The organism is Macellibacteroides fermentans (genome assembly GCF_013409575.1).
GTDB classification, from domain to species: Bacteria; Bacteroidota; Bacteroidia; order Bacteroidales; family Tannerellaceae; genus Macellibacteroides; species Macellibacteroides fermentans.
The window spans coordinates 534,213-556,631 of the sequence record NZ_JACCCY010000002.1 but is presented as its reverse complement, the minus strand read 5'-3'; the positions used below and the strand labels follow the sequence as shown (position 1 = coordinate 556,631).

At 40.1% G+C, this 22,419-nt stretch carries 15 protein-coding genes; 4 read left to right on the top strand and 11 right to left on the bottom strand.

The features are described 5' to 3' along the window. Positions 1–9: 9 nt before the first annotated feature. The 3 genes from hisD to hisB all read left to right on the top strand — a co-directional run bounded on the left by hisD (position 10) and on the right by hisB (position 3,543). Positions 10–1,290, top strand: coding sequence for a histidinol dehydrogenase (gene hisD / locus F5613_RS07350; RefSeq protein ID WP_179399271.1), 1,281 nt, complete (start codon positions 10–12; stop codon positions 1,288–1,290). 88 nt (positions 1,291–1,378) lie between these two features. Continuing rightward, positions 1,379–2,419, top strand: coding sequence for a histidinol-phosphate transaminase (gene hisC / locus F5613_RS07345; protein WP_079681846.1), 1,041 nt, complete (start codon positions 1,379–1,381; stop codon positions 2,417–2,419). Next, entirely contained in the window at positions 2,416–3,543 is a 1,128-nt protein-coding gene (gene hisB / locus F5613_RS07340; RefSeq protein ID WP_179399270.1) for a bifunctional histidinol-phosphatase/imidazoleglycerol-phosphate dehydratase HisB, read from the top strand. Before hisC ends, hisB begins: the two co-directional genes overlap by 4 nt. 197 nt (positions 3,544–3,740) lie before the next feature. Here the strand turns inward: hisB and F5613_RS07335 are convergent, their stop codons facing one another. After that, positions 3,741–4,649, bottom strand: coding sequence for a transposase (locus F5613_RS07335; RefSeq protein ID WP_246303365.1), 909 nt, complete (start codon positions 4,647–4,649; stop codon positions 3,741–3,743). Positions 4,650–4,809: 160 nt separating this feature from the next. Between F5613_RS07335 and F5613_RS07330 the strand changes: the two genes are divergently transcribed. Continuing rightward, the gene (locus F5613_RS07330) at positions 4,810–5,211 is read left to right on the top strand and encodes a lipocalin-like domain-containing protein (protein ID WP_079681844.1); all 402 of its coding nucleotides are present in this window, start codon (positions 4,810–4,812) and stop codon (positions 5,209–5,211) included. Here the strand turns inward: F5613_RS07330 and F5613_RS07325 are convergent. From F5613_RS07325 to F5613_RS07280, 10 genes are all read right to left on the bottom strand, one after another. Beyond that, positions 5,208–6,668: a TolB family protein gene (locus tag F5613_RS07325; protein WP_179399269.1), complete on the bottom strand. Its 1,461-nt coding sequence runs from the start codon at positions 6,666–6,668 to the stop codon at positions 5,208–5,210. The two genes, F5613_RS07330 and F5613_RS07325, sit on opposite strands and share 4 nt — an antisense overlap. A 45-nt stretch (positions 6,669–6,713) precedes the next feature. Then, positions 6,714–8,525 carry a DUF6057 family protein gene (locus F5613_RS07320; protein ID WP_179399268.1) on the bottom strand — a complete coding sequence of 604 codons (1,812 nt, stop codon included), beginning with the start codon at positions 8,523–8,525 and terminating at the stop codon, positions 6,714–6,716. A 15-nt stretch (positions 8,526–8,540) separates the two neighbouring features. Next, positions 8,541–9,992, bottom strand: coding sequence for a TolB family protein (locus F5613_RS07315; RefSeq protein ID WP_179399267.1), 1,452 nt, complete (start codon positions 9,990–9,992; stop codon positions 8,541–8,543). Next, on the bottom strand, positions 9,989–11,737 hold the full coding sequence (locus tag F5613_RS07310; RefSeq protein WP_179399266.1) for a DUF6057 family protein: 1,749 nt from the start codon (positions 11,735–11,737) through the stop codon (positions 9,989–9,991). The genes F5613_RS07315 and F5613_RS07310 overlap by 4 nt, the downstream gene beginning before the upstream one ends. A gap of 47 nt (positions 11,738–11,784) precedes the next feature. Next, positions 11,785–12,384 (bottom strand): DUF4369 domain-containing protein, encoded by a 600-nt coding sequence (locus F5613_RS07305; protein ID WP_179399265.1) that lies wholly within the window; start codon positions 12,382–12,384, stop codon positions 11,785–11,787. A gap of 90 nt (positions 12,385–12,474) precedes the next feature. Next, positions 12,475–13,305, bottom strand: coding sequence for a hypothetical protein (locus F5613_RS07300; RefSeq protein ID WP_179399264.1), 831 nt, complete (start codon positions 13,303–13,305; stop codon positions 12,475–12,477). A 34-nt stretch (positions 13,306–13,339) separates the two neighbouring features. Further along, a complete protein-coding gene (locus F5613_RS07295; protein ID WP_179399263.1) occupies positions 13,340–15,115 on the bottom strand; it encodes a RagB/SusD family nutrient uptake outer membrane protein in 1,776 nt (591 codons plus the stop codon). Between the two features lie 14 nt (positions 15,116–15,129). Continuing rightward, on the bottom strand, positions 15,130–18,321 hold the full coding sequence (locus F5613_RS07290) for a SusC/RagA family TonB-linked outer membrane protein (protein WP_246303370.1): 3,192 nt from the start codon (positions 18,319–18,321) through the stop codon (positions 15,130–15,132). Positions 18,322–18,673: 352 nt separating this feature from the next. Then, positions 18,674–20,572 (bottom strand): membrane protein insertase YidC, encoded by a 1,899-nt coding sequence (gene yidC / locus F5613_RS07285; protein ID WP_179399262.1) that lies wholly within the window; start codon positions 20,570–20,572, stop codon positions 18,674–18,676. A 15-nt stretch (positions 20,573–20,587) separates the two neighbouring features. Then, on the bottom strand, positions 20,588–22,192 hold the full coding sequence (locus F5613_RS07280) for a CTP synthase (protein ID WP_179399261.1): 1,605 nt from the start codon (positions 22,190–22,192) through the stop codon (positions 20,588–20,590). Positions 22,193–22,419: the final 227 nt, after the last annotated feature.

Here is a 22,419-nt window from a genome sequence, read left to right as displayed (position 1 = left end):
GATGGTAGTATGGAAATTATAAAATACCCCAATCCGGATGAATGGAATAAACTTATAAAACGTCCGGCTCTGGATGTAAGTTCGTTGTTCGGTACCGTTCAAAAAGTTTTAGATGAAGTACGTACCCAAGGCGACGAAGCCGTAAAAAAATATGGGGAGCAATTCGATAAAGTTAAAATATCAGATTTGTTGGTAAGTGAAACTGAGATAAACGAAGCTGAGACCTTGGTGGATTCTGAATTAAAAGAGGCTATTCTTATTGCTAAAAACAACATTGAAAAGTTTCATGAAGCACAAAAATTTAACGGTAATCGTATTGAAACCACAACCGGAGTAACCTGTTGGCAAAAGGCTGTTGCCATTGAAAAAGTAGGATTATATATTCCCGGAGGTAGCGCACCACTGTTTTCGACGGTTCTCATGTTAGCTATTCCAGCAAAGATTGCAGGTTGTAAAGAGATCGTATTGTGCTCGCCACCCAATAAGGAAGGAAAGCTACATCCGGCAATATTGTATGCAGCTAAAATAGCTGGAGTCAGTATTATTGCCAAAGTCGGAGGTATACAAGCAATTGCGGCTATGGCCTATGGGACGGAGTCTGTACCTAAAGTATACAAGATTTTTGGCCCAGGAAATCAATATGTTACCGCAGCAAAACAGCTGGTTAGCCTAAAGGAAGTAGCGATCGACATGCCGGCAGGACCTTCGGAAGTTGAAGTTATAGCCGATAAAAATGCCAATCCGGAGTTTATTGCAGCCGATTTTCTATCGCAGGCAGAACATGGTCCCGATAGTCAGGCTATACTTGTTACCACATCCGAAGAAATTGTAGAACCTGTTGTAAAAGCTGTTCAGGAACAATTGGAGAAATTACCTCGCAAAGAGATTACTGAGAAAGCGCTTTTGCACAGCCGTATAATCGTCTTGAAAGACGATGCCGAAGTAATTCGTTTCACCAATCAGTATGCTCCGGAACACCTGATTATACAAACAAATAATTATGACTTCATAGCAGATCAGATTACCAATGCAGGAAGTGTTTTTATGGGTGCGTATACTCCTGAAAGTGCCGGCGACTATGCTTCGGGAACCAATCATACGTTGCCGACCAATGGTTATGCCCGTTCTTACAGCGGTGTAAATCTGGATAGTTTCATCAAAAAAATCACCTTTCAGGAAATTACAAAAGAGGGAATAAGAAATTTAGGTAATACCATTGAGGTAATGGCTGCTGGAGAACAATTGGATGCACACCGTAATGCGGTAACTATAAGACTTAGTAGTTTATGAAAAGAGTAAACGCACCATTAACGAAGTCGACGGTCATGCATAGAATAAGTTTCGCACCTCATACCTTTCAATTATAAATTATATATGTATGAAAGAGTTAAAAGAATTAGTTCGCCCCAATGTATGGAATTTAAAACCTTATTCATCAGCAAGAGATGAATTCCATGGTGAAGCCTCCGTTTTTCTGGATGCTAACGAAAATCCATACAATGCCCCCTATAATCGTTATCCGGATCCTATGCAGTGGAAAGTGAAAGAACGCATTGCTGAAATTAAAAAGGTGGATGTAAAAAACATTCTATTGGGGAACGGCAGCGACGAACCCATCGATTTATTGATAAGAGCTTTCTGCGAACCCGCCAGAGACTGTATTCTGGCCATCGATCCTACCTACGGGATGTATAAAGTTGCCGCAGATGTGAATAATGTACCCTATATTCCGGTACTACTTGATGAACAGTTTCAGTTTAAGGCCGAAAATCTGTTATCGCACAAAGAGGCATCTGCTGCCAAACTTTTATTTCTTTGTTCACCTAACAACCCAACCGGGAACAGTCTGAATCGGGAGGAGATTCGCAAAGTGCTCGTTGGATTCGGAGGTATCGTAGTGGTGGATGAAGCCTACATTGATTTCTCTTCGGAACCTTCGTTCTTGAGTGAGCTTAGCACTTATCCAAATTTAGTGGTGTTGCAAACCTTATCAAAAGCCTGGGGAAGTGCCGGTATACGTTTAGGGATGGCCTTTGCTTCTCCCGAAATTATAGCTGTACTAAATAAGATAAAGTATCCATATAATATCAACCAGCTTTCTCAGAAATATGCAATTGATCTGTTGGAGAATCCATCCAAGGTAAACGAATGGGTTGAAGTATTGCTTAAGGAAAGAGAAAAACTTATTAGCAGGCTCAGTCTTCTTCCTATTGTAAAGAAGATTTACCCAACCGATGCTAATTTTGTATTAGTAAAGGTAGAAGATGCAAACAAGCTCTACAACTACCTTGTCGAACAAGGAGTTATAGTACGAAACCGCACCAATATTGCCTTATGTTTGGGCTGTTTGCGCATTACAGTGGGTACTCCTGTAGAAAATGAGACTTTAATTGAATCGCTAAAAAAAGCCGCAATATGAAAAGAGCCCTATTTATAGATAGAGATGGTACGCTGGTGGTTGAGCCTCCTGTCGATTATCAGCTGGACAGCTTGGAAAAGCTGGAATTTTATCCTAAAATTTTCAGGAATCTATATTTCATCCGCAAAAAGCTGGACTTCGAATTTGTGATGGTCAGCAATCAGGATGGCTTGGGTACTGCATCCTTTCCGGAAGAGACTTTCTGGCCTGCGCAAAACAAACTTATGAAAGCATTGGAAGGTGAAGGCATCACATTCGATGATTTGTTGTTTGATCCGTCAATGCCCGAAGAGAACTCACCCAACCGGAAACCTCGTACCGGAATGCTACATAAGTACATGGATGGTTCGTACGACCTGACTAACAGCTTTGTGATTGGAGACAGGCTGACCGATGTGGAGTTGGCTAAAAACTTAGGTGCGAAAGCAATCTGGCTATACGATGGAGAAGATGCTGATCAGCAATTGAAAGCCAGAGATCTTGAGGCTTGTTGTGTTTTATGTACGGGTGACTGGGATAAAATCACTGAGTTTCTTTTTGCTGGAGAAAGAAGAGCTGTTATCAAGCGAACCACGCGCGAAACAGATATTTATGTTGAAGTAAATCTGGATGGAAAAGGTAAAACAGACATAGCTACCGGATTGGGATTTTTTGATCATATGCTTGATCAGATCGGCAAACATGCCGGGATAGATCTTACTGTTAAAGTGAAAGGCGATCTTGAAGTTGACGAACACCATACCATTGAGGACACGGCAATTGCAATAGGGGAAGCTTTATTAAAATCGCTTGGAGATAAAAGGGGAATAGAACGTTATGGATATTGTCTGCCTATGGATGACTGTTTCTGTACGGTTGCCTTAGACTTTGGAGGTCGTCCCTGGCTTGTATGGGATGCAACATTCAATAGAGAAAAGATTGGAGACATGCCAACCGAAATGTTTCTTCATTTTTTCAAATCCCTAAGTGATGCAGCCCGGATGAATCTCACAATCAAAGCCGAAGGTCAGAATGAACATCATAAAATAGAAGGGATATTCAAAGCATTGGCCAGATCAATAAAGATGGCCATCCGTAGGGATATATTTAACTACGAACTTCCTTCCACCAAAGGAGTTCTTTAATTGAACGTAGGCTGTAAAGCGATTAATCCCGGGGAAATAACAATTTCCCGGGATTTTTGCTTCTGCTTAATCTGGTGCAATCGTCTATATATTAAGCAGCATTACCCCTTCAATTTCTATATTCTTGATAGAATATGCTTATTTTTATCTAAATTTGTACTTCATGCGAATCAGTATTTGACATTGATTCATTTGTTTTAAACAATTAGATAAATGAATGCGATGGCTATTTTCCCCATCGTATGTATAAGAAGTCCAGATGTTGATCTGACCTTCATCGCTCTTTGAATATTTGTTTTCTCATTCAACCAGTTGAAGAAAGACTCTATGGGTTGTCTGACTTTAGAAACAGCCGTCGAAAATAAGTCTCTGTGGGCTTTCTCTCTTTGAGTAATTACGGGCTCTTCAGCCTTAATAGCTTTTACGGGAGTTAGCATATCCAGACCTATTTCCCTGTGTTTTTCTCCCCAAAAAGAGAAATCGGAGTAGATTTTATCGGCAAAGATACTTCTATTGGTCAGGCTGTCTGCTGCTTCTGTTTTAAGTACCGTCAAATCGTTCTCTGCCGCAGATGAAAGTATCAACATCTCAGGGAATGGAATAGTTCCTTTCCTTCTGAAAGCTAACGTGTGGAGTTTCAAACCAAAGTAGTACATATTTTTGGTAGAGCAGTAGCCTTTTGTTGCAATTTCTGTAGCCACTTTTCCTGTTTTATTCTTTCCTTTGCAGGTAACAATTGGCATGGAATCGATCAGTGATGTCATATTGTCGCAATCTTCTGGTTTAAAGGATGTAATGAGATGCTTTACGAGTTCATTAATTGCCTCACTTAACAGGTTCAATCGATAATTGAACGTCTGATAAGAAGGTAGACAAGGAAACCAAGAAAGCAAATATTCTTTAGTGAATGTATGTATCTCTTTGATACTGAAGTAGCGTTGATAAGCTCCACAGAACAGGTATACAGTAAGCAGTTCCTGGTCGGTGAAGATAGGAGTTGCATTATTACTGAATCTCTGACAACAAAATTTCAGTGAAGACTCATAGATATCGCAGATATACATATATATTTTTATAAGCTTAAGTTCTTTCTCCTTGGGAATCATAATTAGAAAAATGAGTGGTTTTATTCTTCTAAGATACTGATTTCCAGGGAGATTAAGAAATATTTTAATGTAATAATAAACTGTATAACAACATTTTAACTAAATGAATCAGCAAGTGATTTCAACTACTGATTCGCATACTTCACAAAATTATAAACTAATGAAAAAAATAGCCCTATCCGCCATAGCCTTACTACTTTTGAGTGCTTGCGGACAAGAATTAAATACTCCCCTGGAAGGGAAATGGCAAATGCAACAGGTTGAATCCGATGGACAGGTAACGACTGTAGATACAATCTATTTCAACTTTCAAAATACTCTTTTTATGTATCAGATTTACAGTCCCAAGTCTGATAGTTTCCGATCTGAGTATGGATTCAACAACATGCCGGACAACAACTCAATTGTTATCGAGCTTACCGACAATCCTGTACCTGTTGCCAGTTTTTTACCCTATACTGATTGGACAGAAGCTACACGTCATTACAGTGTTGAGAAAGTCGACCGCAAACAATTAATTCTTAAAGCCGACAATAAAAAATACACCTTCCGCAAGTTTTAATTGGCCGGTTTCACCTGTTTGCGTTCAGGCTTCATTGCTGCCGCAGCCAGGTCTCGGGGATTTACGTCCACAGGTCCTGTTACAAATTCCGGAAGATTATATGAATAAAAACTGCGTATATATTCTTCCGGATCCTTTTGCGGTAAAAGAAATGGTTTTCCAATTCTTCCATTCGAATCAATGTTCGCAATAAAAGGACGGGTATAAAGTCCGTCAATCCGTCGGCTACTAAATACAAACCAGCGTGAGTTACTGCTCCAGTTGTGATAACTTTCCACATCATTGCTATTAACTTCGGTTAGAGAACGTGAAATTCCTGTATTTAGATCGACCAACCATAAATCGGCCTCCTTATGCCATATGGAAAAGTTTCCATAATCAGACATGGTAAACATTAAATACTTTCCATCGTATGATGGTCTTGGAAAAGATACGCTCTTACCCATAGCTTCGGCAGCAACCAGAGTATCTACTTTATTTCCGAAAGTCCGTGAAACAGGATCAAACGATACACTACACAAATTATAACGTATCTGATTGTATTCTTCGGGAATCGGACGCGCAGCTGCTGTACAGAAGAAAAGAGTTTTGCCATCTGCTGAAAAAGAGGGAAAAGTCTCGAACGACTCTTTACTACTTAATTGGGGACAACTTACCATTTCGTTGTTAACAATATCATAAACAAAGACATCCGACTCCAAATCGATTACCTCCACACGTTTTTCATCCTTTCCATGAAAGCCTTGCTGGGTTTTATTTGTCGAAAAAGCAATATATTTTTCGGATGGATGCCAGTATGTATATTGTGCATTACCAATCATTTTATCCGTTTTAGTTGCAAGCATTTCAATCGATCCGTCCTGCACCAATGCTGTAGCCCCATTTGCTCCCCGGATATGCAGACTCATCTTACGAGGATTATTCTGCGGAAATGTATGGCAGTTCATACAATTAGGGGCCATCAGTTTATTATCCAGAATAGTAGATTGTTTAGCCGTACTTAAACAGGTTTCATAGATACCCATCTTACTCCAGACTTCATATCCCGGAGCAATCAGACGGTACACCAAGCCATAATCAATCGAATCGGGCGAAATATAGATGGCAAAAGGAAGATACTGCCTCCATTTACCCTCTGATTTGGTCGAAACTGTAATTTGCAGACTATCTCCTATGTTCTCCTGAACAATGGAACTCCAGTCCGACGGGGGAAAGGCTGCAACCTTGTCCGACTGAATATGTAAGCTTCCCTTCTTTCCGGAAATAGTTACATCAATCTTATCATACGGGATTGAGAGGACAAAATTAAGAGGGGCAATGCTGGCAGGCACTGTCACTCCTGCGTAATCCGGAAAAACAGGTGGTATAACATTAAGTTTTTCCGGATTAATTACCTGCTCCCCACAACTTGTAAAAAGTAACAGATATAGAATCATCCATGTATATATAGTTTTCATCTTCTTTTATGGTTTAAATTAGTAGATAAAAGGCGTGATATAGCATCAATGCATTTGCCTGAATTCTTCGTTTCTCTTAATAATATTTTTGTATCTGTAATGGAAATAATACCAGTAAGTATCAGCAAACTCCTTTTCAAGATACATCTGGGCATCCTCTCTTGTTGTATAGATGCCTGCATATGTCTGCATCCGTTTTTTTACCTCATTATTGACTGGGAAAGGTGTCTGGCTCAGATCTGTCGATTGCAATCCCCATACATATAAAGCCGCTTCCTGATAACTGATCGGCATCGAGTTATAACCTATCTCTTTCCCTAAGTCGACATACTGCATAAAATGTGGTAAATCTTTATTTAGCAAACAATAGGCCATCAGATATTCGTATGCCATCCGGTTCGTCGGCTCTTGCTGAATAAGCATTCCTAATATCATATCCAGCTGATTCCCATCAAATAAGAAATCTTCTTTAGGTCTGAATTTTCTAATTCTCCCCCACTCCGGATGAGCATTGATCCGATCTTCATCTCCCAAATAGGTAAGCGTTTCGGTAGCCCAATCTTTATAGAAAAAAGTATTTTGGAGTATGAGCAGGTACTTTCTGGAAACTTCATAAGAGCCGTTTATTAAATTCGTTTCGGCCAACCGTTTCAAACAGCGGGCGCTTTTTTGATAATCGGGAATAGCCTCCATTCCTTCAAATGCAAAACGCTGTGCTGTATTTGTCAATCCAAGATAGTAATAAACCTCCCCGACCATCATAGGCAAGAGATAGTCTCTATCAAATTGCGGAATCAACCCCTCACTCCCATTCTGAATAAAATGAAACATCTTATCCCCTAATAGTCCCTTCTGACTAAGGGCCAGATTAAGACTTGCTACTGCAAGCGGATTAGCTGGGGCATCTTTTTCGGCCATAGCCACTGCCTTATCCCATTGTTGAGTCCGGACTAAGTAATCATAAGTCATAACCTCCTCGGCGATGCGATTATAAGAGCCTGCTACCAGATACGCAGCTCCGCCCCACACAAGAAAAAGCGAAGAGATATAAAATGGTAAACTCTTCTTTCCATCCATCACACTTTTTGACAAAAAAGCATACAATAGCATTACTAAAAACGTCAACGCCCATAACAGCAGGATACCAAAAGGCAGATAAATAAGATAACGATAATAACCGTATCCGATAAAAACCTGCATTGATGGAAGAAGAACCAGGTAGTTTTTAGCGATTAGTGGCGAAATAAGCATTAAAATTAGATATCCTGCACCAATCCACCAGACCGACACTCTATTTTCAGTGGGACGAGTAAGTTCAAATACAATCATGATCAGAGGCATTAGTATCGCAGTACCTCCTGCAAGCCAGTAGGTAATCGGGATAAAAATCATTGTAGCAACGATACGTACTACAGGCGAACTGATTTTAGTAAGCACCCAAACCAACTGAAGCGTAAGAATTAATGCAACCAATCCCCCAAGCATATAATTTTCGTCACATAGAAGAGCCCATAAAAAAAGAGGAGGAACCAATGTAAATGGTTCCAGACCTGGATTCCTCTTTATCCGGAAAGCAACCCATTTTACCATTAATTGCAAGCGTACCATAAGTAGCGCCATCAATACTGGTCCAACCCACGGTAAATAGAAAAACTGGGTAATAAACTGACTCAGGAAGGCCGAGAACCCGGAAGGAATAGAAATATATTCCATGAAATAGGGCACTGTAAACTGAAATAACTGCAGCTGCTCCTGGAAATGCAGGTGATTTGCATAGAAAAAAGCATAAAAAATAAAGACAACAACTCCTAGTAGGAGTGTCAGCATCCCGTTGGCATTTCTTAATAGTATCTTCATTCGAATAATTTTTATTTACTTCATCTCATCCGTCGGTAAATTAAAATAGGCATCTTCTACATCCATTGCTCCGAAAGATACACCATCTTTCGACAATTCGGGTATATTAAATGAAATAAGTGTATAATCGTAATAAGCCGGATCTTTCTGAGGCAGAACAAATGGTTTACTGGCTACTCCGTTGTTATCTATATATGAAAAATAGGGCTTTCCATATATTCCGTTGTCGCGTTTGCTTGCAAAAACAAGCCATCTGCTTTCGGACGACCAGCTATGATATGAATCCGAATACCAGGCGTTTACTTGTTTAAGGGAATCAACACATCCTGTTTTCAAGTCAAGCATACGCAAGTCAGTTTCATTGTGCCAAATCGGGAAAGTGCCATAATCTGATACACAGAAAAGCAGAAAACGTCCGTTTGGAGAAACCTTGGGGAAGCTGACCGATTGTTGCAGACTATTTGCAGAGAGAATGGTGTCAATCTTATTGCCAAATTTACCGCTTTTCTCATCAAAGTCGATTCGCATCAGGCTGTAACGAAGTGAACGGATGCTGTCGGGTAAAGGCAACTGAGGAGCTGCACAATAGTAAACCGACTTTCCATCTGCCCAGAACACAGGAAAAGTTTCCAATGTCTGATCCCCTGAAACCAATGAGGATGTATTTACACTGTTTTTATCAAAATCGAGAATAACCAGATCTGATGCGGTATCATATACTTCCAGACGTTCGGAGCGATAGGCATGAAATTCCGGAATTATTGTATTTTGCGAGAAGACACCAAAGCGTCCTGAAGGATGGAAGGCCCCATAAACCGCCGGAGCAAAGCTATTGACTCCTTTTGTATTTAATTTTCGAAGCTTCCCATTCCTATTCAGAATTGTTCCTCCCATTTTCCCCCTTAAATGAAAAAGGGAAACATCCTTCTGATGTTGATTGTAAATGTGGCAATTCATGCAAGATCCATCGGTCAGATTATTATCCGCCAATACTTTTTCAGAAAAATTCTCCAGATTCCGCTGACATATCTGAATTTTATTCCACACCTCGTATCCTGGTTCAATCCTTCGGTAACTCAAATACGAATCAATTTTATGGATAGATACTTTCCATTTAAACGCAGCATAACGATACCACTTCCCATCTTTTTCAACTGTAACCTCAACTGTTATATCATTCCCTTTTTCGGACTCCAATAATGATCTCCATTTCCTTTCGGGGAATTGTATCTTTTCATTTCCGTATACGACAAAGGATGTATTTTTCCCCTTAACAGAAACTTCGACAGATTGCGGCTTATTTCGTAATAAGAAATTTAAGGGAGCTATGTTATACGGGATAGTAATATTGGTATAATCTGGATAGATCGGTGGCATTCCATCAATCTTCTGTATCTCAGACGGACGGTTACATCCCGACTGAATGATAAGCAGTAACAAAAGTAAGTAGTATATAATTTGCTTCATTTTGTATCCATTTTTGCAAAGTGAAAATAAAACCAGTAACTCTTTCCAAATTTTGCCTGCAACAACTCCCCTCGTCCGTTACTTTGCTCGTACAATCTTGTATACTCGGCAAATTCACGAATCATATCCGGAGATATTCCGTAAGATTGAACCTCTTTATCCGTTGCTTTGGAGTTTAGAAGACTTATCAGCAATGCCTCTCCATAAATCCGGGGTAATAAAGGAGAAGTATCTTTTACATAGCGGTTATAGGCATTGGTAAAAGACCGGATATCTTTCGATAACAAATGATAGCATAACAGATAGTCGACCGCCATTTTATTTGCCGGATTACTTGAGGCCAGAAGATTTAATGATGCAAGATAATCGGTCGAACTACGCAGCGTGTCGCGTTTCGGAATCATGCTTCGTTTCTCTTTCAGCCAGGCATCTGTTGAGGCAATCAATGTATCGGCATCAAGAACCTGCAAACGCTTCTTAGCCCATGCACGATGGAAAAGAGTAGGTTCAAGCATTCTTAAATATTTACGTGCTGCCTCTTTCTCTCCGTTAATCATGTTGATTTCTGCCAATCGTTTGATAAGACGAGAGCTTCTGTTATTTGGAGAGAAAATCATTCCCAGCATAGAAGAATGTTGTGCCATATTCATATCCCCAAGATAAAAGAACACCTCATTGCTAAAGAAGATCGTTAAAGGAGAAGCATTCGGGTTTACGGGTAAAAACAGTCCGTCTGCTGCAGGCTGATAAAACTCCAGGATGTGGTCCGGAAGCTGACCGTAGCGAGCCAATGCCAGATTTGTATAATAAGTTGTGATATTATCATTTAGATTATAAGAAGAAGCCTGTTTCAAAACCTTCGACCAGTTCCCAAAATACGCCTCACTGTCAAGCGAAAGGATCTTTTCTCTGTGAAAATTTGCTCTGGATAGTACACCTCCTATCAACAATATAAGTTGTAATCCAAAAAGGAAAGGAGTATATCTGATATCGGAAGTGTATATTCTAACCTCCCGGGAAGACATGCCACCAGCAAGCATTATTATTAAAAGAGGTGGCACAAATGCCATAAATTCTCTATGAGGATAGATATATGCTTGTTCGATAGTCAACAGATAATGAGAGCGCAATAAAAACGGAATCAAAATACCCGTAAAAAGAATTACGTATGCTAATAAGTTCAATTTCTCTTTTCTGATAGAATCTGTCAGCAAGAGTAATAGGTTAAATGTAAACAATCCACTTCCCAGCAATGCATACAAAATGGGTTGAAGAAGAATCGCCACCAGAAATGCGATAAATCGTTTTTTAATTGTGGCGTAAAGCAAAAAAATAATTATACAAAGAATTACAGTAATAGTAGACGACACGGAATACCCCAGTCCACAATGCAATACCCATTCTCCAATAATGGGAAAGAAAGCATAAAGCAACACATTCTTTTCTGCCCCCAGTTTTCGCAACAAACAAACAATCAGCAGCCACTCCACACAAAGCAGCAAGGCTAAGACTATAGCACCTCCCCATCGAAGATAAAAAAATTGGGTAAAGAAGTCGCCCAGATAAGAGGCTAGTGAAGCCGGTTTAGATAAATAAGAGATAAAATATTCGGAAGTAAACAAAAAAAGCTGTAGCTGTTCTTTAATAAACAGATGATACGGATAAAAAAATTGAAAGAAAGCTATACATAGTATAGCAAACATCATTACAGATCCAGCTTTGATAAGTACTTCCTTTTTTGTCATGAATAATTTTCATTTTAAAGTTACATACAACGGCCTTAGCATGTAATTTACAAGGAGTTTAATTCCTTTTTTTGTTCTGGGGTAAAGGAAAAACCGGTCATCTTATACACAAATTCACCTACAGCCGTATGCTTATATTGCTTTACAAAATTATAATTAAAATTGGAATATTCCTTATCGTACTTCATTTGAAGCTTTTTTAGTTCCTCTTTTTTAGATTCGTCGGCTTCAAGTAATTGCTGATTTATATTCGTATATGCAAAATCAGAGTTTCGTTTCTGTTCTTTCCACAATTGAAGGGCTTCATTCTGAGGAGTTCCCTTGGCAGAGCTCTCTGTATCAAGTATAACGCTGATTGTTCCCGGTTCAGTAACAACAAGTAACTCCTGCAATTCCATTCGTAACAAAGGTCGGGTTCGTAGTATACAAATTGAAGGGACTGAAGCATCCCCTTCGAATCTAAAAACACCATCCCTTATCTGTACAGAATCAACCGTCTCGGCAGTAGCCCCCTCAACCGGAACTAAATAAATAAATTCTCCATCGTATGTTTTTCCCTTCAGTTTTCCTTCAATTACATATTTACTTTCGAAAGAAGCACAGGACAACATAAACAGAAGAGTGATAAAGCAATAAACTTTTGGCATAATACTACTTAATGTTAATTACATAAACTTATTATGAGATAAAAAGAGTGCAGGAGTTCCCCTGCACTCTTTCAAATTATAAACAACCTATTATTCAGCTCTAAACATCCAGAACCATGCAGTTTCCCAAGCCTTAGATTTTGGTTCAGGATAAGCAAGAACCATTTTCTGGTCATCCAGTTTCAGAATGTCGTACGAATACACCGGAGCATTACCTTCATTGGGCGATTTACCACAAAGCATGGTAATATTCTTAGTCGTCAGTTTACCTTTAGCCCAAAGAACCCCATTATCATCATTTGTTATAGCTGACATATCAAAAGCAAATGACCCTTTGGTAGTTGAACCATCCGATTTGGTTTTGGTCAAAGTTGATCCATTGACTGAAAAGGTCATTTTAGCTCCAGCCCCTTCACCTTTAGCCTGACCATCTATATCAGCCAGAGCAACTGTCCACCAACCCGGTGAAGTATTTCCTAAGTAACCTCCGTTACCCCAAACGGCGCTTAACGTATTATCCCATACCCAATTTTTCTCACCGGTACCGCACAGAATACCCCATTCCGGTGCAACACCAATCAATGTATCAACTTGTACAGTCAATGTTTTTGTTATGTAGGTTCCATCGTGATTCAATCCGGTAAAAACAATTTCCCGCTGGCCGGCAAGCACCACCTGAACGGTTGTTTTTGTGCTTGTGGTAGTTCCGTTACCATAAAACCAGGAGGTCAAGGTACCAACACCATCGCTGTTTAAATCGATGTAGTTCGAATTTTTCCCATCAACCACTTGAGGTGTAGCTGTAATATTCAATTGATCGGCTGTTATAGCTCCAGAAAGCACATCTCTGTCTTCCGCAGGATCACAAGCAACCATCAGTAATGAAGCAGCTAACATTGAATATATTAATGTCTTGTTCATAAGATTCTTATTAAGATTTAAATTTAACATTTTACTATTCATTCCAACTTACAAAGACTGCAGAAGCATCCCATCCGGCATTTTGTTTCAAAACACCATTGGATAGATCAATTTCTGTTTGTGGAATTGGCATGAATCCCTTGGTTGCAGCGTAACGAGCTGCATAGCCGGCACCTTGATTTTTCATCACAGTAGCTACGCCGCGGTTCCAGATATCAGAACCTAACTGATTGCTAAGAGCCTGTTCTGCAATACCCCAACGTCTGATATCAGCCCAGCGAGTACCTTCAAATGCAAGCTCCCACCGACGTTCATTACGTAAAGCTGTTTCAGAGTAGGTAACTGCTGGAAGTTTTGCACGTGCACGTACCCTGTTCATTCCATCGGCAGTTTGTGTAAGTTCTGAGTGCATCAGAAGCACATCTGCAAAACGGATTACATTTAAGTCAACCTCATGCCCCAACTGGAAGTCATCATCTTTACCATCACCATAATATTTATCAGATGATGTAAAGCTGTTGAACAACTCATTAATTACTGTTTCTATTTTGCCGTCTAACTCAACTGCCTTCGTAGACTTTGGCGCAGTTGTTGCAATTACTTTTTTCTGCCACAAACCAGTCTCTTCCATCTGTTTATCAGCGCCATATGTATAATCTTTGGTCTTCGAACCATCAAGGATAGATGCTTCACGGCGTAGGTCATTAGGTTCTGCTGCTTGCCATTCTTTCCAAAGTTTCGGGCTAACCGGACCAGCTCCCCAACCCTGACCGAATGGGAAAAGATTTTTAAACTGATCGGCACCACCGTGGCTACGGATTGCAAAATGCAACATATACTGATTTGAATATCCAATTGTAGTACTCCAGTCAGCCAAATGAGAACATTTGATTGCAAAAACCTGTTCTGGATTTTCACCATCTTTCACCCATTGAGGATTACCCTCCAAAGGGTAAAATGGCTTTGAAACTGTATTGGTATAAGGCCACAAACTACGAAAATCGCTAACCAATTCATGGCCACTGTTATTAATACAATCCTCCAACGCTGTAACAACCTCTGCTTTTGCAATTGATCCAGCAATTGCACCATCTTCACCCATTAAAGGAAGAGATTCCTTACCATAAAAACCTGTATAGAAAAGGAATACACGCCCTAAAAGAGCCTCTGCAGTCCATTTAGTTAAGTGTCCGCTACCAGAAACGGTATTATTCCATTTGTTATTCGGCATAATTTCGATCGCTTTTTTCAAATCGGAAGCAATAGCAGCATATACATCATCTACTGGAGACTGTGCCGGATAAACCTGAGCGTCTGCAACATCTTGAGGTACTGTAGTAATAAGAGGTACACTACCGAACATTTCTGCCAATTCATTATAAAAGAATGCACGAAGAATCAAAGCCTCTCCCATCATTTGATTTCTCATGGTTTCATTCTCAACCTTGTCCAAATTCGCGATAGCCCAATTAGCGCGGTTAATTCCAGAATAACGATCAGTCCAGAAAGACTGGAAACGATCAATGTTAGTATACATCAGGTGATCCAGGACTTGCATATCCTTATCATTTTCACCACCACCACCAAAACGGTCGTCGGCAGCTAGTTCCGACAAATAGAAGTAGGTATTCTGGCAGTTGGCAATAGATTTATTCAAGGTTGCATATACGCCTGTAACCATTTGAATCGCATCTTTTTCCGTTACTGGAAAATTCGCTGTTGTTTTCTTTGTGTAACTTTCTGTATCCAAGAAACTTTCGCAACTTGTAAACAGTAGCGCAGAAGCGGCAATATATAATACTTTTTTCATATTTATTCTCTCATTTAAAATTTAAGATTTACACCTACCATATATGTTCTGGGGCTTGGGTAATAACCCAAATCAATACCAGAAACCCAACTCTTATCGTAGCCATAACCAATTTCCGGATCCATACCCGAATAACCGGTAAATGTGAACAGGTTCTGAGCTGTTAAATACAAGCGTGCTTGTCCAAGAGGCATTGTTGGGAACAACTTCTTAAAGTCGTAGCCAATTGTAAGGTTCTGAATTTTCAGATAATCACCATCTTCAATATATATATCAGAAATATTCTGCCAGTTTGTATGGCTACCTGAAGTCAGACGAGGCAATTTATTGGATGTACCTTCGCCAGTCCAGCGACCAAAAATATCTGTCGTATAATTTTGTAAGGGAGAATCCGCAAAGGAACGATACGATTTAGCAATCTGCTGGCCAAATGCACCTGCTCCAGTAATGTTCAAATCAAAACCTTTGTAAGAGAAATTAAGGTTCAGACCCATGGTAAAGTCCGGATGCGGATTACCAATCTGCGTACGGTCTCCTTCAGTGATTTTTCCATCATTATCCGTATCAACAAAAATCAAATCACCCGGCTGAGCTCCGGCATATTTGGCAGCAGTACCATCCACCTGACTCCAGTTCTGGAACACACCTGCTGTTTTGTATCCATAGAAGTATCCGATTGGATAGCCTTCCTGTGCACGATACATTTCGGTTGTTCCCTGACTTAATACATTGGCATCACCATGAATAATACCCTCGGTATTAGCGATACGAGTTACCTCATTCTTATTGTGGGCAAAGTTTACTGTTGCACCGTAATTAAAGTCACCCACTTTGTCATTCCAGTTCAAGGCAATCTCAAAACCACGGTTTTCAATATCACCACCATTAACAAATGGAGGATTTAGTCCCCAAACACCTGAGATAGGTGCTCTAACGAGCCAGTCCTTAGTAGTTTTCACATACCAGTCGAAGGTCAAACCCAATCGTGAATTAAGGAAACGAGAGTCAAAACCAAAGTTAAGCTGCTCCGAAGTTTCCCAGGTTACATCCGGATTAGCAAGAATGTCTGCATAACCTCCTACGGTCTGAGTAAGTTTTCCTGAATCAAAATAATAACCATTGCTCTCATCAAAAGCAAACGTAGTCTGGTATTGGAAATTATCGATAGCAGCGTTACCATTCTGGCCCCAACTTGCACGAAGTTTCATGAAATCCATCCAGCTCTTCGTATCTTCCATAAAGCCTTCGTTGGTCATCACCCAACCGGCAGAAGCTGAAGGAAAGTATCCCCAACGTTTTCCCTTTGCAAAGTTAGAAGATCCGTCGGCACGCATTGTCAAAGAAGCCATGTAGGTTTCTTTGTAGTTGTAGTTGGCACGGCCGAAGAAGGAGGCTAAAGCGCCTTCGCCCCATGGAGAACCACCGGCACCACGTTGAGACAATACAGTTGGTTTGGTGTTATCAACCCATGCATGGTCAAAGGACCCTTCAAAAATGGAGTTATTACCACTTGCATCAATATTTGATCCCATACCCCATTTTTCAACTGACTGACCAACTACAACATCAAATTGGTGCAAATCGGCTACGTTGAATTTATAGGCGATTGTGTTATCCAACGTAATGTTATGACCCGAGCTTGCACTCTGATATACATTGTCCATTGCAACATCTATATTATTTGACAAGTGACGGATACCATCATACGAACGATAAGAAGAAGCTGTCATCTTGTAACCGAACTGAGATCTGAATACCAGGTTTTTTATTGGTTGGATTTCCAAATAAGCACTCGACTGCAAAGCATAATTTTTAGACAAGTTTAATCCCCAGTTAGAAAGCGCCGTTACTGCAAGCGGGTTAGCTGTATTGCCATCAAAATCCCAGCCATTATCTACTTTATCATCGTAATCGTAGAAGTTTCCTTCAGCATCATAAGCAGGCAACAATGGATTACCAATCAACATATTATGGATAGAGTTTCCATAAATATTACCAATGGCGATACCCGATTTGGTATTGTAGTTGAAGTTCAATGTCTGACCAATCTTAATGGCATCAAAATCTTTCACTTTTAACAATACGTGATCCGAATTAATACGGGCGGTATAACGGTCAAATTGAGATTGAACCGGCTTTCCCAAAATACCTTCCTGAGACGTGTATGAGAAACCCAGGGAGAATTTAGACTGTTCTGTACCACCTGCCAGGTTAAATGAGTGATTCTGGGTTGGAGCCGCTTCGTTGTAAGTCTCCTTTATCCAGTTTGTACCTTGCCATGAACCGTCCATAATTGAGTTATAAAGATCTGTTGGTAATAAACCAGCCCAATCGTGAAGCGGACTTGCCTCATTATAACGCGTTTCGTCCATCATGGACATGTACTCTCTTGCATTCAACAACGGAGGTAATTTAGCCAGATACTGAGCTCCGTAATATCCGTCGTACGATAGTTGAAGCTTACCGGCTTTACCCTGTTTCGTAGTTACAAGAATTACACCATTGGCTGCACGCGCACCATAAATAGCTGCTGATGCTGCATCCTTCAATACGTCGATTGCCTCAATATCGGAGGGGTTCAGTGCATTGATATCGCCACCAGCAACGCCGTCAATTACGTAAAGAGGTCCGGCAGAGCCTACGGTTCCTAAACCACGGATCACCACTTTGAATGATTCACCCGGCTGACCCGAACTCTGGGTAATGTTTACCCCGGGAGATTGGCTTTGTAAAGCTCCCAACACATTGGTTGTGCTTAATTTCTGAAGGTTGTCTCCGCTTACCTGTACTGTAGCACCGGTAACCAATTTCTTTTTCTGAACACCATAACCCACAACCACTACTTCATCAAGTGCTTGCGAGTCTTCTTTTAATACAACATTGTAAGTAGTTTTTCCTGCAACAATCTTTACCTCCTGGCTTAAGAAACCAATATAAGAGATGTCGAGAACTGCGTTAGAAGATACGGTTAACTCAAAGTTTCCATCAAAATCCGTAACTGTTCCATTGGTTGTACCCTTTTCGACAACGTTTACCCCTATCAAAGGTAATCCGTCGGCTCCAGAAGTGATCACACCCTTTACCTTAGTGTTCGATTGAGCCATTGCCGGAAGGCAATTTACTAACAAGAAGGCTGTAACAATTACCATCTGCATAAGCCTAGAAGACAACTTACGCAAAGAAAATGTACTGCATTTTTCTTCCATAAAGAACTGATTTAAGTTGATAAATAATTAAATGTTATGTGTAAATATCATTAGTGGCTGGCTGCCTAAACGTAGAGTCATTAGCAGGTCAACAAACATAGGGCAAAAGTAAGAAGATGTTTGGTAAAGAAGGATAGAGAATGTAAAACAACAGGGTTCCTTTTGTTTCAAAATCTAAAGAAACGTCACTTTTCGTTATAATTTTGTATCATCTAATTCATTCATATTTAATATGGGCGTTGTGAACACTGTTCACAAACAAGTTTACATTATTGATTTTCAGACAAATAAACAAAAGGGATAAACCGCAGACTGCGGTTTATCCCTTTTAATATTAAAAGATCGGATTATTTTACTTTTTTCCTTTCTGTTGTTTCTTCAATTGCTCCTGTTGTGCTCTCTGAGCATCTTCAAGACGCTTCATGAAGCCCGATTTTTTGGCCGGTTTCTTTTTATTTGCCTCCAGTTTTGCCAGCAATTTGTCTTCATTGATTGTATAACGGAAAATCAATGTCTGAACAATTGTGATCAATGTAGAGATGAAATAATAGTAGCTCAGACCTGATGCATTCTGATTAAAGAATACCAGGAACATCAACGGCATCATATACATCATAGCCTTCATACCCGGCATCTGCTGTTGTCCGGTATTTGTCTGGTCCATGTTGAATTTAGTGTATATAATATTCGTGATTGTCATCAGCAAACAGAATAAACTGATGTGATTTCCAAAATAGGGAGTTATAAGCGGAATATTGGTAGTCCAGCTAATAACAGCATCATACGTTGAAAGGTCTTTCGCCCAGAGGAAACTTTCGTGACGAAGTTCGATCGACGAGGGGAAAAACATATACATGGCAATCAGGATAGGCATCTGCAATAACATCGGCAAACATCCGCTCATCGGACTTGCCCCGGCTCTGCTATATAATTCCATGGTTGCTTTCTGACGCTCCAAAGCCTTTTCCTGTCCGGGGAATTTTGCATTGATTTCTTCCACCTGCGGACGAAGAACCCTCATTTTGGCCGACGACATATAAGATTTATAAGTAAGCGGGAACAAGATTATTTTAACAAGCAACGTAAGCAAGAAGATAATCAATCCATAGCTTCCAATAAAATTACCGAAGAAATTGAATAACGGTAAAATGAAATACTGATTGATCCAACGGAAAATACTTGCACCCAGGGGTACCAGTCTTTCTAGTTCCAGTTTATCGGCACTGGCCACATCATTATCATATGCCGCTAATAAATTGTATTTATTCGGACCAAAGAAATAGCGAAGCGAGGTAGTCTTCTCCCCACGTAAATCGAAAGGAACAGATGTTGTTGTTTTGCATTCCTTTATAAACTTACCTTCCGGAATAAGATTTGAGGCAAGGTTGGTAGCTTCGAAACCATCTTCGGAAATAAGAACTGTAGAGAAGAATTTATCTTTATAGGCAATCCATTTCAACCGGTTTGATAGTTGTTTGCTATCGTTTTTGGTTTCACTCAGATATTCTACATCGTCAGCCACAAATTTGTAATAGATTGCGGCATACTGGTCTTCAAACTTCCGGCCTTTCTCCTGTTGACGGATCTTTTGTTCCCAATTGATATCCAATGCATTGGTGCTGGGAGACAGAACTCCATTCAATCCGGTACCCTTTATATCCATCTTCACCATATAATCGTCTTTACTCAATGTATAAGTAAAGTCAAGATGGCGGCCATCGCCGGCAGACAGGCGCATGGTAAGTGTATTAGGATCGTTTCCGGGAATCGCCTGAAAATACATTCCAGCTGTATTAACAACCCGGTTCGTTGCTGTTACCAATGTAAAATCTAACAAGGCCTCGTCGCCTTCAAAAAGAATAAGAGGCAATGAGTCGTGCGTTTTATAGTCTTTCAGACGGGCAGAATAAACCCGTCCCCCTTTGTTTGTAAAGCGGATTTCCACCTTATCATTTTCCAGGGTAGTAAATTGCTCCTCTCCGATTACTGCGTCAGCAAAAACGTCGTATTCAGAACGAATTCTCTGCATCCGTGCAGAGTCAGATTCACCAGGCAGAGAATCTGCAGCCGTTGCAAGCGGCAATTTATCATTACGGGACTGATCCAACTGTCTGGCATGTTCAATCTGTGCGATTGAATCCTGATAACGGCGCTGCGCCTCTACCTGCTCAGGCGTGGGTTGGTTCAGCCAACTGAACGCAAATAATACAACCCCTATAAGCAGAAAACCAATTAATGTGTTTTTATCCATTTAACAATGCTTGTCTTATTTATTATTAATAGCAGCTTTAATAAAGCTTATAAAAAGAGGATTCGGATTAACAACAGTACTGTTATATTCGGGGTGGTACTGAACACCAACAAACCATTTCAGGTCGGGGATTTCAACCACTTCCACTAAATTAGTATCCGGATTTGTACCAACACACTTCATACCGGCAGCTTCAAACTCTCCTTTATATTCGTTGTTGAATTCGAAACGATGGCGATGACGCTCCTGGATATGTTCCTTTCCATAGGCCTGAAAAGCTTTGGAATCTTTTTTCAGCACACAGTCAAATGCACCCAGACGCATTGATCCACCCAGGTTTATAACTGTTTTCTGTTCCTCCATCATATCAATTACCTTATGAGGAGTATTGGGTTCCATCTCTGTCGAATTGGCATCCGAATAACCTAGTACATTACGGGCAAATTCGATAACCATACACTGCATACCCAAACAAATACCGAACAAAGGTTTGTTGTTTTCTCTTGCATACTTAATAGCAGAGAACTTGCCTTCTATTCCACGCTGACCAAATCCGGGAGCAATCAGGATTCCGTCCATATCGGCCAGTTGCGATGCAGCATTTTCGTCTGTAATCTTTTCCGAGTGAAACAGGTGAAGGTCTAGTTTGCGATCATTATAAATTGCCGCATGAAGCAACGATTCGTCGATCGATTTATAGGCATCCTGTAATTCGACGTATTTTCCAACAAGACCGATTTTAACGGTTTCGGTTGCCGCATTCTTTTTATTAAGAAACTCTTTCCATTGCTTCAGGTCGGGAGTTTCGCCTACTTCAAGCCCTACTTTTTTAAGCACAGTTACATCCATACCCTGTCTTTGAAGAACCAACGGAACCTCATAGATGGTTGGAACATCGACCGACTGTACTACAGCCTCTTCAGCCACATTACAGAACAATGCAACTTTACGCAGAATATCTGTTTTCAGCGTATGTTCGGTTCGCAACACAAGGATATCAGGCTGAATACCCAATTCCTGCAGTTGTTTTACCGAATGCTGTGTTGGTTTGGTCTTAAATTCTTTGGCAGCTGCGATATAGGGTACATAGGTAAGGTGTACATTCAAACAGTTTTTACCAAGCTCCCATTTAAGCTGACGTACGCTTTCAATAAATGGTAAAGATTCGATATCACCAACTGTACCACCAATTTCCGTAATTACAAAATCATATTTATATTTTGTACCCAACAATTTTACGTTACGTTTGATCTCATCCGTAATATGAGGTACCACCTGAACTGTTTTGCCCAGATAATCTCCTTTACGCTCTTTGCTGATTACATTCTGATAAATACGTCCGGAAGTTATATTATTCGCCCGGGTTGTCTGAACATTCAAGAAACGCTCGTAATGACCTAAATCAAGGTCGGCTTCATGTCCGTCTACTGTTACATAACACTCTCCATGTTCATATGGATTTAATGTACCAGGATCAACGTTGATGTAAGGATCAAATTTTTGAATAGTAACCTTATAACCTCTTGCCTGAAGCAACTTACCCAATGATGCGGAAATAATACCCTTACCCAAAGAAGAGACTACCCCACCCGTAACGAAGATGTACTTTGTATCTGCCACGATAGTAATATTTTAATTTTTCAGTAAATACATACTTATATTTCAATCGGCAAAGTTAACCATTTTCAGAGAAAATCTATCATTAAATTGTTACATTTATGCCTTATTATTGATTTCCTCCTTTTAAATCCGGCAACACAGGGTATTTTGATTTTGTAAATTTACTGAAATCAATATCCTATAAACCAATTGATTATAAAACCATAAAAATACAATCTAAAACACAT